The organism is Nakamurella sp. GG22 (genome assembly GCF_052976845.2).
Genome location: NZ_JBRIIO020000007.1, coordinates 178,067 through 191,168 on the forward strand (window position 1 = coordinate 178,067; position 13,102 = coordinate 191,168).

Sequence of the window (13,102 nt, forward strand, 5' to 3'; positions counted from 1 at the left end):
CCAGGGTGAGCTTCCCACCCCTGGCAAGGCGTGACCTCCGGGGCGCGAATCCTGAGCCGACCGGGTGTCGCGGGTCACACCGGTTGAGGCACAATCGCGCCATGCAATCGGCGCCGGCCCACATTCACACAGCGGCCGACGAGGAGTTGCTCGACGAACCCGACCATCAACGCCAGCTCTTCGGACTCCGGCTCGACCGCTGGTGGAGCGACCTGCACGACGGGCTCGCCGCCGTGTACCGACCGGATCAGGCCGCCCACCTCGAGCGCCGGTTGGTCCGCGCGGCAGCGGCGGCGTTCCGTGACCGGGACCCGGACCTGGCCCGGCTGGACATGCGGCGCACCCTTGACCCGTCGTGGTTCCAGGACGAATCCATGCTCGGGTACGCCGCGTACGCCGAGCGGTTCGCCGGCGAGCTCGGTGGGATCGCCGACCGCATCGGGTACCTCGAGGAACTGGGAGTCACCTACCTGCACCTGATGCCGTTGCTGCAGCCGCGCGAGGGCGACAGCGACGGCGGGTACGCGGTTGCCGACTACCGCAGGGTCCGCCGTGACCTCGGCTCGATGGAGGACCTCCGGAAGCTGGCCGCGGACCTGCGCCGCAGCGGGATCAGCCTGGTGATGGACCTGGTCCTCAACCACGTCGCCGCCGAACACGCCTGGGCGCAGGCGGCGCAGGCGGGCGACCAGCACTACCGCGACTACTTCTACGTGTTCCCGGACCGCACCGAACCGGACCGGTACGAGGCGACGCTGCCGGAGGTGTTCCCCGACTTCGCACCCGGCAGTTTCAGCTATTCCGAGGAGCTCGGCGGCTGGGTCTGGACGACGTTCAACACCTGGCAGTGGGACGTCAACTGGGCCAATCCCGACGTGTTCGCCGAATACGCGGACATCATCCTGTTCCTGGCCAATGCGGGTGTCGAAGTGCTCCGGCTCGATGCCATCGCCTTCGTCTGGAAGCGGGTCGGCACCAATTGCCAGAACCAGCCGGAGGTGCACGCGATCACTCAGGCGCTGCGCGCCGTCGCCCGGATCGCCTGTCCCGCAGTTCTTTTCAAGGCGGAGGCAATCGTTGCGCCGCAGGACCTGGTGCACTATCTCGGTCAGGGCTCGCACCACGGCAAGGTCAGCGACATCGCCTACCACAACAGCCTGATGGTGCAGATCTGGTCGATGCTGGCGTCCCGGGACGCGACGCTGGCCGCGCACGCACTCAGGGCCATCCCTCCGGTGCCCTCGACGACCACCTGGGTGACCTATTTGCGATGCCATGACGACATCGGCTGGGCGATCGACTCCGCCGACGCCGCAGCTGTCGGCCTGAACGGGTACTGGCACCAGTCGTTCCTGTCGGACTACTACTCGGGCAGCTATCCCGGTTCGCCGGCCCGCGGCCTGGTGTTCCAGGCGAATCCCGAAACGGGCGACCGCCGGATCAGCGGATCCGCCGCCAGCCTGGTCGGTCTGGAGACGGCGCTGGAGAACGAGGACGCCGCGGCACTCGACGCCGTGGTCGGCCGGCTCTACCTCGCGCACGCCATCGTCCTTGGCTGGGGCGGCATCCCGGTGATCTGGATGGGCGACGAGATCGCCATGGTGAACGATCCGGACTGGGCTCTGGAGCCGGGCCACGAGTCCGACAACCGGTGGGCCCACCGGCCGCGGATGGACTGGTCCCGCGCGGAGCGCCGCCATGAGTTGCACACGGTGGAGGGTCGGGTCTATCTCGGCATCAGGCACCTGGCGCAGACGCGGGCCGCTCTGCCGCACCTGGAGTCCTCGGTCGCCGCGGAGGTGCCCCTGCTGTCCGACCCCGGGGTCTTCCCGGTGCTCCGGCGTCACCCGCTGGGGCCGTTGCTGGAGCTGTACAACGTGACCGACGACTGGCGGCCGTTCCCGGGTTGGCGGCTGGCCGAACTCGGGCTGAGCGGCGCACGGGATGCGTTGAGCGGCAACATCATCGACGCCGGCCCGGACGGCAACGTCTGGCTGCACCCTTACGCGGTGCTGTGGTTGGTCAGTACCTGACCCGGTCAGCTCCCGGTCGGTGCCCTGCCGATGACCGTGACGGTTCCGGGAGCGACCTCCGTGAAGCCTGCGTCACGGACCGCCAGCAGCCGCCCCGATCGCCAGGCCGTCGCTTCATCGGCCAGGGACGAACTCAACTCCGACCAGTTCCCGGAGTCGGCCCGGAGGGCAACAGCGGAGAAGCCGGCATCCCGCCATGTCTGCAGGGCCGGTTGGTCATCCCCTGCGAGCAGGGCTCCCGCGATCATCCCGGCGTGCCCGGCCTGGGCCATCGCTTTCCCGAGCGTCATCGAGGTGCCGGCGGACAGCCACACCGTCAAAGCGTGGGGCGGCACGGGCCCGGTCGGTGGATCGTCGACCTGCACATCGGTGCCGCCGACCTGCAGCCGGCTGATCCGTGGGTCCAACTCGGTCACCCTGCCCGGGACGAGTGCCCGCAGCTGGGTGCCGTCGACGTCGATGGTGATCCCCGGCAGCTCCTGCGCCGCGGCCCAGTGCGCACCGCGGGCCCGCCGGGTCACCTTGCGGATGTGGCCGAGACAGTAGTCGCGGATCGCATCGTGCCACTCCCCACCGGGTTCGCTGCGCTCGTCCAGGCAGAGTGCAGCGGCGGCGGTTGCCGCGCCGGCCAGTGCGCGATGCCACGACGGCGGATCGGCTCGTTCCATCCGCAGGACCAGTTGCATCGCGCGGATGTCCTGCGCGGCCTCGTCCCGGTCGGCGAGTACCTGCTCTGGGTCCAACCGGAGCCAGTGCAGGTAGCGATTTCGCAGCGGGGCCAACGCCGTGCCGAGCGGCGTCGGACCGCTGTCGGCAGGCTCAGTCAAGGGGAACCCTGCGCAGCGTTCCGTCCTCGGCGTCCGCCGCTTCGATCTCCTCGCGCGAAATGCCCAGGATGAACAGCACTGGGTCGAGGAATGGTTGGTTCAAGGTGGTGTCGGCGAACCCGGCGACCACCGGTTTGGCATTGAAGGCGATGCCCAACCCTGCCGCGGACAGCATGTCGATGTCGTTCGCGCCGTCGCCGACGGCGACCGTCTGGTTGAGTGCAACGCCGGATTCCATCGCGAACCTGGCCAGCGCACGGGCCTTGCCCGGCCGGTCGACGATGTCGCCGACCACCTTGCCGGTCAGCCGGCCGTCCACCACCTCGAGGGTGTTGGCGGCGGCAAAGTCCAGGTCCAGCTCCTCCACGAGATGACGAGTCACCTGGGTGAAGCCGCCCGACACGATCCCGCACCGGTACCCGAGCCGCTTCAGCGTGCGCACCGTTGTCCGGGCACCGGGGGTCAGGACGAGGGAGGCACCGACCTGATCGAGCACGGCGGCGTCCAGGCCCTCCAGCATCGCGACCCTGGCGCGGAGCGAATCGGCGAAGTCGAGCTGGCCGTGCATGGCGGCAGCGGTGATCTTCTCGACCTGCTCGCGGGTGCCGGTGTGGTCGGCGAGCATCTCGATCACCTCGCCGGTGATCAACGTCGAGTCCACGTCGAACACGATCAGCCGTTTGGCGCGGCGGGAGATGCCCACGCGCTCGACAGCGATGTCGACGCCCGCATCCGCACCCACTTCGACCACGGCGGACCGCAGCAGTTCGTCGTCGGGCGCCCGGACGGTCAGTTCCAGGCCGGTGACGGGATAGTCGGCGATCCGTTTGATCGCCTCGATGTTGACCCCGAGCTGGCCGAACCGCAGCGCCAGTTGCCCGATCGCCCTGGCCTGCAACGGCCTCCCGAGCACGACCACAGCGTGCGTCGGCGAGAGCCGCCGGTCGTCACCGGGCTGGTTGATCGCGACCCGGACGCCCATGCCGAGCGCGCTCATCGCCTGCTCGACATCCTCCTGCAGCGCCTCGGGGTCCTCGGCCGTGCCGACCAGCACACCGAGCGTCAGCTGCTTGCGGATCACCGCCTGGTCGATGTCCAGCACCTCGACACGGTGTGCGGCGAGAGCAGTGAACAGCACACCGGTGACACCCGGGCGGTCCGGTCCCGTGACGGTGATCAGGACCGTGGACATGCCGGCCCCAAGCGCTCTGTGCTGCATCGGTCGGTGCTGTAACGGTCAGCGCTATGACGGTCAGCGCTGCGACGTTCAGTGCGGGAGGTGACTCCGGCGGTCATCCCCCGAAGGGTGCCGCCGAGTCGCCGGACCCACCGGTCGGGATCTTCAGATGCGAACTGGCCTCGGCATCGGCCAGCGGCTGCCAGCCGCGCTGCGGGTGCGCCTCGGACTTCATCCGCTCGATCATGTACGGGTGGTGCAGCTCGAACGCAGGGCGCTCGGACCGGATCCGCGGCAGCGAGGTGAAGTTGTGCCGCGGCGGCGGTGAACTGGTCGCCCACTCCAGCGAGTTGCCGTAACCCCACGGGTCGTCGGCGGTGGTGATCTCGCCGTACCGCCACGACCGGATGACGTTCCACAGGAACGGCAGCGTGGAGGCGCCGAGCACGAACGCACCGATGGTCGAGATCGTGTTGAAGCTGGTGAACCCGTCCGTCGGCAGGTAGTCCGGGTAACGCCGCGGCATGCCGATCGCACCCAGCCAGTGCTGGATGAGGAAGGTCAGGTGGAACCCGATGAACGTGGCCCAGAAGTGCAGCCTGCCGAGCCGTTCGTCGAGGAACCGGCCCGTCATCTTCGGGAACCAGAAGTAGATGCCCGCATATGTCGCGAAGGCGATGGTGCCGAAGAGCACGTAGTGGAAGTGCGCGACCACGAAGTAGGAGTCGGAGACGTGGAAGTCGAGCGCCGGGGCCGCCAGGATGACGCCCGTCAGGCCACCGAAGAGGAAGGTCACCAGGAAGCCGGCCGCGAACAGCATCGGGGTCTCGAAGCTGACCTGGCCCTTCCACATGGTGCCGATCCAGTTGAAGAACTTCAGGCCGGTCGGGATGGCGATCAGGAACGTCATGAAGCTGAAGAACGGCAACAGCACGGCACCGGTCGCGAACATGTGGTGTGCCCACACCGCCACGGACAGGGCCGCGATACCCAGCAGGGCGTACACCATGCCCCGGTAGCCGAACAGCGGCTTCCGGGAGAACACCGGGATCACTTCCGAGATGATCCCGAAGAAGGGCAAGGCGATGATGTACACCTCCGGATGCCCGAAGAACCAGAACAAGTGCTGATAGAGGATGGCTCCGCCGTTGGTGGGGTCGAAGACATGGGAGCCGAAACTTCGGTCGGACAGCAGGCCGAACAGCGCCGCCGTCAGGATCGGGAAGGCGATCAGGATCAGCACAGAGGTGACCAGGATCGCCCAGGTGAAGATCGGCAGCCGCCACATCGTCATGCCAGGGGCCCGCATGCAGATCACGGTGGTGATCATGTTGACGCCGCCGAGGATGGTGCCGAGACCGGAGACGGCCAACCCGGCAATCCACAGGTTGCCGCCGACGCCCGGTGAGTGCTCGACGCCGGAGAGCGGCGGGTAGGCGGTCCAGCCGAAGGCGGCCGCGCCGTTCGGGGTGAAGAACCCGGACGTCGAGATGATCGCGCCGAAGAAGTAGAGCCAGTAGGACAGTGCGTTCAACCGCGGGAAGGCCACGTCCGGTGCGCCGATCTGCAGCGGCAGCACGAAGTTGGCGAAACCGAACACGACGGCCGTCGCATAGAACAGCAGCATGATCGTGCCGTGCATGGTGAACAGCTGGTTGTACTGCTCAGGGGACAGGAACTGCATCCCCGGCCGGGCCAGCTCGGCACGCATGAACAGCGCCATCAGGCCGCCGATCATGAACCAGGCGAACGACGTCGCGATGTACATGACCCCGAGGACCTTCGGGTCCGTGGTGTGCAGATACTGCAGGAACTTCGCCCCGCGCGGAGCGCGCTGAACCGGGTACGGCCGGGTCACCACAGGGCGAGGAGCGACGGCGGTCAAGTTGGCCTCCAGCAGGTTGGCGCGCGCACATGTCCGGGGCAGACCCGAACGTTCTGAAGCTTAGTCCGACACTGCGTAGAACACCGGCCCCGGGTCCCAGTTTTCTCCGCACCGTTACCGTCGGTGCCTCGCGGCACTGCGGCATTGTTCAGCGCTGGACGGCTGATGGCGCGCGCCGAAGCCGGCGTCCGACAAACCTGATGGGTACGGCGATCACGGCCGAATGGGCGACGAGCTGCCCGAGATGTGCGTTACCTGGGTGGAGCTGAGGGGACTCGAACCCCTGACCCCCACACTGCCAGTGTGGTGCGCTACCAGCTGCGCCACAGCCCCAAGCTGCCCGGACAGGTTATCAAGCCGCCCGGTGCTGACCTAATCAGGTGCAGATCCGTCAGGACTGGCCGAGCAGTGTGCTCAACCAGTCCACCGTCAGCTGCACCGGAGTTCCGTTGTGCACCACCGTCGGGGTGGCCACCTGACCCCCGGTCGCCTGCCTCAGCGTCTCGGTCGATGCGGTCGCCGCAGCTTCCGCCGCCGCGACGTTCTGGCCGGAGGTGATGCACTCCGCGGCCCCGGCGGGCGCACCCGACGACGTCGCGAGTTCGGCGAGCTGCTCGTTGGTCAGGTCGGCTGTCCCCCGCTCCTCGGGCTGGGTGCCGCTGTCGAGCAACGTCGAGTGGTACTTCATGTAGACGCCGGGCGTGCTGCCGCCCTGCTGAGCGACGCAGAGCAACGCGGCGGACGCCCTGGTCGAGTAGTCCTGGGAGAACGACTGGGTGTTCAGGAAGTTCAGCATGTGGAAGTTGACGGCGAGCGTTCCCTCGTCGAGCGCCTTGTTGATCTGCTGGCCGAACTGTCGCTCGAACTCCGCGCAGACCGGGCACAGGGCGTCCTCGTAGACGTCGATCGTGACGCCCGGGGTGCTGCCGGGCTTGGTCACCGTGACGATCCCGTTGGCCTCGGTGGCGACCGACTGCGTCGAGGCGCCGTAGCCCTCGCTCTGGATCGCGCTTTCCTTCTTGTTCATCACCAGGCCGATCACGATGATCGCGATGATCACCACGATGGCGATGCCGCCGATGATCAGCTGGGTCCGATTGGAACTGGTGGACTGCCGGGCCGCGGCGACGGACTGCCGTCCGGCGGCCGGCTTGCGGGCGGCTCCCGACGGCTTCGAGGAGGCCTGCCGGTTCGCGGCGCCACCCGACTTTCCCTGCGCGTTCTGCTTGTTCCCGTTGGGCTTGTTGCTGCCCTGGGGCTTGTTGCTTCCCTGCGCCACCGGTGCGTCCTCTCGTCCACCCGCAGCCGCGGGCTGGTCAACGGTCCGACAGTCCGGCCGGCCGCAGGTCCCACTATGCCGTTTGTCCCGATCGCAGCCGCACCCAGCGATCCACCGAGGCCGGGGTTTCGGGGCGGTAGATGAGGTATCCGGCGAGCACGAGGAAACCCAGATCCCGCAGGATTTCCGCTGTGTAGGCGGTCTCGCCGGCCTCGACGGGACCCCCGCCGCCGAAACAGCCGCAGTCGATGGAGAGCCCCCGAACTGCGGCGGAGATCACCCCGGCGATGAACAGCACGAGCATCACCGCACCGAGGACGGCGGCCAGCCGGGTAGCGAGCCCGAGCACCAGCAGCACGCCCAACGCGATTTCCAGGTAGGGCAGGGTCGCCGCGATGAAGGTGACAAGCGACTCCGGGAACAGGTCGTAGGCGCGCACCGAGACGACGGTCTGCCGTGGGTCGGCGGCCTTCAGGCCGCCGGAGACCAGGAAGATCGCCGCGAGCCCGAAACGGGCCAGCAGTCCCAGCACGTCACGAACGAGATCGCCGCGGGAAGTGCGTTCCGCGGTGTTCACCGTCTCGTCCTCGCCATCACCCTGCACGTCGACCCCCACTGCACACTCCCCGGGCTCAGCCGGTCGGCTGAGTACTGCCGGACTCCGGTGAGCTCGGGGCGGAGGACGCCGGCGGCGCGCTGGCGTCCGGGCTGGCGGCCGGGCTGCTCGGCGCCGCACTGGCCGCCGGATCGGGCGGCGTCACGGTGGTCTGCAGCAGGACGTCGACCACCGCGGCGATGGCCGGCTGGGTCTGTCCGGACTGCTGATCCGCTTGAGCAGGCACCTGCACGAGCACCCGGCTGCCGATCGGCACACCGACCAGACCGGCGAACGGGCCGCCGGTGGCGACCGGCAGTTCCTGCGGTCCCTGGCCACTCGTCGTCGGATCCGCTCCCGGCCAGGTCGAGCCGGCGGACTCGCCGGTCCAGGTCACGGCGGTGTACTGAACGAGCACCTGGCCCAACTGGACCGGGTCGCCGGTGCCGGTGGCGATGACCGTCACGGTCGGCGCCGTCGGTTCGGCCGCGCCGGACGGAATCGTCACCTTGGGTGCGACGCCGAGATCGCCCGCCACCTGTGGCCCGGTGGCCGGCAGCGGCGCGGCCGGCTTGGCATCCTTCTGACCACCCGCGTCGGCGGCAACCGCGTCGACGATGTCGACGACGAACACGATGGTGTCGGTGCCCTTGATGCCGGCGCTCTCGTTCCCGGTGGCCCCGTACCCGTCAGCGGGCGGCAGGCTGAGCAGCACCCGGCTGCCGACCGGCACCCCGGCCAGTGCGGTGTCCCAGCCGGGTACCACCTTGCCGACACCGATCTGGAAGACCGACGTCTCGCCGCGGTCGTAGGAGTTGTCGAAGACCTCGCCGCCCCAGACCTGCCCGAGGTAGTTGGTCACCAGCCAGTCACCGGATTTCGTCACCGGCCCGGTCCCCTCGGACAGGATGACCCGCTGCAGGCTGGGCACCGGGTCGGTGGCCGGGAAGGTGAGGGTCGGCTTCTCGCCGAAGGCACCGCTCGCGGTGGGCAGCTGAGCGGCCGGGACGGCTGCCGCCACCGCCGTGGCAGGCGGGACGGCCGGCCCGAGCGTGGCGGCCGCCGAGCCGGATGCGGAGGTGTCCGATCCGGTGGTCGAATCGGTGTCCCCACCCGACGAGCAGGCGGCGAGAACGACCAGCGGGACAGCGAGAAGCAGAGCGCGGACGCGCATGTGAAACCTCTGATTTCGACTTCGGATCTCGAACAACCCGCCACCCTACGCATGGCTGCTGTTCACTTGCTGTGTGCCGCGCGGCGCCGGGCTGTCACCGACCCTGCATCAACTTGGGCCCGCGGCGCCCTAACCTGATCATCGTGCCGCCAAACACCCGCGTCTTCGTCGCCCAACTCGCCGGACTCCCGGTTTTCGGGCCGAGTGGTGAGTCGATCGGCAAGGTCCGGGACATCGTGGTGGCACTCCGGCTGGATCGCAAGCCGCCGCGCGTCCTCGGACTCGTGGTGGATCTGCCGACCAGGAGACCGATTTTCGTCCCCATGTTGCGGGTGGGCAGCCTGGAATCCGCGGCCATCGCGCTGACCACGGGATCGGTCAGCCTGCGCCGGTTCGAGCAGCGCACTCTCGAGCTGCGTCTGATCGGCCAGCTGATCGGTGTCCAGGTCCAGCTCGCCACGACCGCCAGCTCGGCGATCGTCGTCGATGTTGCGATCGAGAAGACCCGCAGCCGCGACTGGGTGGTGTCCCGGCTCGCGGTGCGGGAGCGCACTCGCCGGATCGTCCGGCGGGCACCTGTGCAGGTCGTCGGCTGGACGGACGTACGCGGGATGGACCCGGCGGAATTGACCGGCCACTCGGTCCGCGGTGCACCCCAGGTGCTGGCGTCGTTCGATGGGCTGCGGGCGGCCGACGCCGCGGGCATCCTGCGCGACCTGGACCCTGCGCTGCGGTACGAGGTCGCCGATGCGATGGATGACGACCGGCTGGCCGACGTCATCCAGGAACTGTCCGAGGACGACCAGCAGGAACTGCTCGCTCACCTGGACGAGGCACGTGCCGCCGACATCCTCGAGGCGATGGACCCGGATGACGCGGCCGATCTGCTGGCCGAGCTCCCGGAGGGCATCCAGGAACGGCTGCTGGGCCTGATGGAGCCGGAGGAATCGGCGCCGGTTCGCCGGCTGCTGCAGTACTCCTCGGAGTCGGCCGGTGGCCTGATGACGCCCGAGCCGGTCGTCCTGACCCCGGACGCCACGATCGCCGAGGCGCTCGCCCGGATCCGCTCGCCTGACCTGACGCCCGCTCTCGCCTCGATGGTGTTCGTCTGCCGCCCGCCGCAGGCAACACCGACGGGCCGCTACCTGGGCTGCGTGCACACCCAGCGGCTGCTCCGCGAGCCACCGTTCGAGCTGGTGGCCGGCGCCCTGGACACGGAGATGGCCCGGCTCTCCCCCGACGCCGCGCTCACCGACGTCACCCGGTTCTTCGCCTCCTACAACCTGGTCTGCGCACCCGTGGTGGACGACGAGGACCACCTGCTCGGAGCAGTGACCGTCGACGACGTGCTGGATCACCTGCTGCCCGACAACTGGCGGGACCAGGGCCTGGACGACGGCCAGGCCGACGCGGACAGCGTGCAGCTGCCGAGCGGCTCCGGGAACCGCGGGGGGCCACGTGGCTGACACCCGCGCCCGGCGGCGGCTCGATCAGCCGCGCAGTGGTCGGCGCTTCTCATGGGACATCGACCCCGAGGCGTTCGGCAGGTTCTCCGAAGGCCTTGCCCGCTTCATGGGCACCGGGACGTTCCTGTTCTGGCAGACGATGCTGGTGATCTCCTGGATCACGCTGAACATCGTCGCCGTCAACTACCGGTGGGACCCCTACCCGTTCATCCTGCTCAACCTGGCCTTCTCGACCCAGGCCGCCTACGCCGCACCGCTGATCCTGCTGGCCCAGAACCGGCAGGACGACAGGGACCGGGTGACCCTCGAGGAGGACCGGAACAGATCCGCGCAGACGAAGGCGGACACCGAGTTCCTGGCACGCGAACTGGCGGCTTTGCGGGTGGCGATCGGCGAGGTGGCCACCCGCGACTACCTGCGCGGGGAGCTGGACAGGCTGCGGGTCGACCTGGAGGAGATGGCCAATCCGGGGTCGACCGACAAGCCGGCCAAGCGGCAACCGGACAAGCGGTCCAAGTCGCGGCCGAAAGTTCAACAAAGGCCCCCGAACCAAAAGGCGCCAGACCGGTCACTGCCCGACGCCGAACCGGTGCCGGAGGACGTTCGGCCCGCTGAACCGAGGTCTGGCGGCGACTGACGCGGGCGCCTTCTCCCCTGCTGAACGACCCTCTTCCTGAACGAGAAACGGCCCCACCTCGCGGTGGGGCCGTTCGTCGTGCATCCACGAGCTCGTGGAGGTGGCGGGAATTGAACCCGCGTCCAACGTTGCTTCGTGAGGGCTTCTCCGGGCGCAGTCCGCTCTGTCCCTACTCGGCCCCACCAGTCATGCTGACGTGCTGGTGCGACAGGCCCAGTCGCTGTTTGTTGTCCCGAGAGAGTCCGCGACCGGCTCTCTCGGTAATCCTCCTAGCTGGCGCCAGGATCCGGGGCGGAGGAGCCCCCGGTCTGACGGAGTCCTTACTCGCTCAGGCGGCGAGGGCGAACTCAGTGCGACTGTTGTCGGCACTTGATTTTTTTGCAACGGATGGTTAACGAGATCATCGTTGCCTTCCTCGGCCCGCTTCACCTCACTCGACGAACGCTGTCGAGACCGATCACCCCCGAGGGGAGGAACAGCTTCACCATCATACGTGTTCCCGCGGCGTGGCGTCGTTCCTTTCCCGACCGGCGGCCCGGCTCAGGACGGGCAGCCCTGCTGACCGGGCACGAGGGGACCGAGGGCGAGGACCAGCGTGCTGTCCCCGTCGGTCCAGCTCGAGGAGGCGGAACGCGCCCCGAGTGTGTCCAGCACAGCGCCGGCATCGGCGCCGGCCAGGATTGCGCACTGCGGGTCGTCGTTGCCGAGGGTTCGCTCGATACCCCGGTCCAGCGGCCAGTCGAGTGCGCCCGTCGGGTCGGCCGGCGCCCCGTAGCTGGTGAGCCGCAGCCGGTCAGGGGTCCACGGGCCGGTGTCCGTCATGGCGCTCTCGAGGTGCTCGATGACCGCGGTCAACCGCTGCCGCGCGGCCTTCTGCGGCGCGGAAACGTTGTCGTCGCCGATGCCCAACGCGTACGCCGCCACCACGACGTCACCGGCGGGCTGATGCAGCGTGACGGTCGTCGTGCCCTGGTCGGTGACCAGCGGGTCGCCGACATCCGCGGTGGCCAGCGCGACGATCTCCGCACTGTCAGCTGCCAGAGCGCACGGTTCGATCCGGCCGATGGTGAGGGTGGCCGGCGGGTCCCCGGAGGTGCCCAGGTCCTCGCTGCGGATGGCCGTGCCATCCGGGTAGACCGCCACCGCAAACGGCTGCGTCCGCTCGCTCGCGATCCAGGCGTTCGTGCCCTGGGTGATCGTGATCATCGGTGCGCCGGTCGGGGTCGGGACACCTCCTCCCCGTGTCAGCGGGTCCAGGGTGGTCTCACAGGTGCTCACGTACGGCGGGTCGGTATCGATCGGGCCGGCGCCGTCGACGGGCCCTGGGGTTCCCGCGATGGTCGTTCCCGCGCACCCGGCGAGCAGCGCACCGAGCAGCAGGATGCCGGCCGCGCGCCGCAGTGTGGTCATGCCATCAGGACGGCAGTGATCGCATCGCGGGTTGCAGGCGGCTGCCCATCTCAGTCCGACATGCCCTTGGAACGGCGGCCGGCGTACCGCTCCAGCTCGCGCGCCGCGTCCCGCTTGGCCATCGTCTGGCGCTTGTCGTAGTCCTTCTTGCCCCGGGCCAGCCCTAGTTCGACCTTCACCTTGCCGTCGATGAAATAGAGCGACAACGGGATCAAAGCGAGGCCGCCCTCGCGGAGCCGGGCGGCGAGTTTGGTGATCTCCAGGCGGTGCATCAGCAGCTTGCGTGGCCGGCGGGGCGCATGGTTCGTCCAGGTGCCCTCGGCGTACTCCGCGATGTGCACGTTGCGCAGCCACAACTCGTCGTCGCTGACGGTTGCGAACCCGTCGACCAGGGACGCCCGCCCGGCCCGCAACGACTTGACCTCGGTACCGGTCAGCGCGATGCCGGCCTCGAAGGTGTCCATGATCGTGTAGTCATGGCGTGCCTTGCGGTTGGTCGCGATGACCTGCCGGCCCGCAGGGCGATTGCTGCTGCGGGTCGGTCGCGTCGGTCTGGTGGAGGTCGTGTTCGTTGCCATGGCTTGTCCAGGGTAAGCGCTGGCGCCAGCCGTTTCGGCCC

Annotated in this window: 11 protein-coding genes, 1 tRNA gene and 1 other RNA gene; 3 read left to right on the top strand and 10 right to left on the bottom strand. The window is 68.9% G+C overall.

Annotated elements, in window-relative coordinates; genetic code table 11:
- The first annotated feature begins 101 nt into the window (after positions 1 to 101).
- Positions 102 to 2,033: an alpha-amylase family protein gene (locus ACVBEQ_RS10385; protein ID WP_447153049.1), complete on the top strand. Its 1,932-nt coding sequence runs from the start codon at positions 102 to 104 to the stop codon at positions 2,031 to 2,033.
- Between the two features lie 5 nt (positions 2,034 to 2,038).
- Here the strand turns inward: ACVBEQ_RS10385 and ACVBEQ_RS10390 are convergent, their stop codons facing one another.
- The 7 genes from ACVBEQ_RS10390 to ACVBEQ_RS10420 all read right to left on the bottom strand — a co-directional run bounded on the left by ACVBEQ_RS10390 (position 2,039) and on the right by ACVBEQ_RS10420 (position 8,970).
- Complete coding sequence (locus ACVBEQ_RS10390; protein WP_447153050.1) at positions 2,039 to 2,860, bottom strand: aminoacyl-tRNA hydrolase; 822 nt, start codon at positions 2,858 to 2,860, stop codon at positions 2,039 to 2,041.
- Positions 2,853 to 4,052 (bottom strand): phosphoserine phosphatase SerB, encoded by a 1,200-nt coding sequence (serB, locus tag ACVBEQ_RS10395; protein ID WP_447153051.1) that lies wholly within the window; start codon positions 4,050 to 4,052, stop codon positions 2,853 to 2,855. The genes ACVBEQ_RS10390 and serB overlap by 8 nt, the downstream gene beginning before the upstream one ends.
- Positions 4,053 to 4,152: 100 nt before the next feature.
- Complete coding sequence (gene ctaD / locus ACVBEQ_RS10400) at positions 4,153 to 5,922, bottom strand: aa3-type cytochrome oxidase subunit I (protein WP_447153052.1); 1,770 nt, start codon at positions 5,920 to 5,922, stop codon at positions 4,153 to 4,155.
- 260 nt (positions 5,923 to 6,182) lie between these two features.
- Positions 6,183 to 6,255, bottom strand: a tRNA-Ala gene (locus ACVBEQ_RS10405).
- Positions 6,256 to 6,313: 58 nt separating this feature from the next.
- Positions 6,314 to 7,201, bottom strand: coding sequence for a DsbA family protein (locus ACVBEQ_RS10410; protein WP_447153053.1), 888 nt, complete (start codon positions 7,199 to 7,201; stop codon positions 6,314 to 6,316).
- Positions 7,202 to 7,274: 73 nt separating this feature from the next.
- Complete coding sequence (locus ACVBEQ_RS10415; protein ID WP_447153054.1) at positions 7,275 to 7,817, bottom strand: MauE/DoxX family redox-associated membrane protein; 543 nt, start codon at positions 7,815 to 7,817, stop codon at positions 7,275 to 7,277.
- Positions 7,818 to 7,833: 16 nt separating this feature from the next.
- Positions 7,834 to 8,970: an FKBP-type peptidyl-prolyl cis-trans isomerase gene (locus ACVBEQ_RS10420; protein WP_447153055.1), complete on the bottom strand. Its 1,137-nt coding sequence runs from the start codon at positions 8,968 to 8,970 to the stop codon at positions 7,834 to 7,836.
- 143 nt (positions 8,971 to 9,113) lie between these two features.
- On the opposite strand from ACVBEQ_RS10420, the gene ACVBEQ_RS10425 reads away from it, so the two are divergent.
- Both ACVBEQ_RS10425 and ACVBEQ_RS10430 read left to right on the top strand, forming a co-directional pair.
- Positions 9,114 to 10,436, top strand: a complete 1,323-nt coding sequence (locus tag ACVBEQ_RS10425) for a magnesium transporter MgtE N-terminal domain-containing protein (protein ID WP_447153056.1) — start codon at positions 9,114 to 9,116, stop codon at positions 10,434 to 10,436.
- Positions 10,429 to 11,073 carry a DUF1003 domain-containing protein gene (locus ACVBEQ_RS10430; RefSeq protein ID WP_447153057.1) on the top strand — a complete coding sequence of 215 codons (645 nt, stop codon included), beginning with the start codon at positions 10,429 to 10,431 and terminating at the stop codon, positions 11,071 to 11,073. Before ACVBEQ_RS10425 ends, ACVBEQ_RS10430 begins: the two co-directional genes overlap by 8 nt.
- A 92-nt stretch (positions 11,074 to 11,165) precedes the next feature.
- On the opposite strand, the gene ssrA is transcribed toward ACVBEQ_RS10430, so the two are convergent.
- The 3 genes from ssrA to smpB form a co-directional block, all read right to left on the bottom strand.
- Positions 11,166 to 11,538: a transfer-messenger RNA gene (ssrA, locus tag ACVBEQ_RS10435) on the bottom strand.
- 75 nt (positions 11,539 to 11,613) lie between these two features.
- On the bottom strand, positions 11,614 to 12,483 hold the full coding sequence (locus ACVBEQ_RS10440) for a hypothetical protein (RefSeq protein ID WP_447153058.1): 870 nt from the start codon (positions 12,481 to 12,483) through the stop codon (positions 11,614 to 11,616).
- A 50-nt stretch (positions 12,484 to 12,533) separates the two neighbouring features.
- Positions 12,534 to 13,061, bottom strand: a complete 528-nt coding sequence (gene smpB, locus ACVBEQ_RS10445) for an SsrA-binding protein SmpB (RefSeq protein ID WP_447153059.1) — start codon at positions 13,059 to 13,061, stop codon at positions 12,534 to 12,536.
- Positions 13,062 to 13,102 lie beyond the last annotated feature (41 nt).

Coding starts and splice junctions, on each gene's coding strand:
- ACVBEQ_RS10385 (WP_447153049.1), top strand. CDS start 102: ATGCAATCGGCGCCGGCCCACATTCACACAGCGGCCGACGAGGAGTTG.
- serB (WP_447153051.1), bottom strand. CDS start 4,052: ATGTCCACGGTCCTGATCACCGTCACGGGACCGGACCGCCCGGGTGTC.
- ACVBEQ_RS10420 (WP_447153055.1), bottom strand. CDS start 8,970: ATGCGCGTCCGCGCTCTGCTTCTCGCTGTCCCGCTGGTCGTTCTCGCC.
- ACVBEQ_RS10440 (WP_447153058.1), bottom strand. CDS start 12,483: ATGACCACACTGCGGCGCGCGGCCGGCATCCTGCTGCTCGGTGCGCTG.
- smpB (WP_447153059.1), bottom strand. CDS start 13,061: ATGGCAACGAACACGACCTCCACCAGACCGACGCGACCGACCCGCAGC.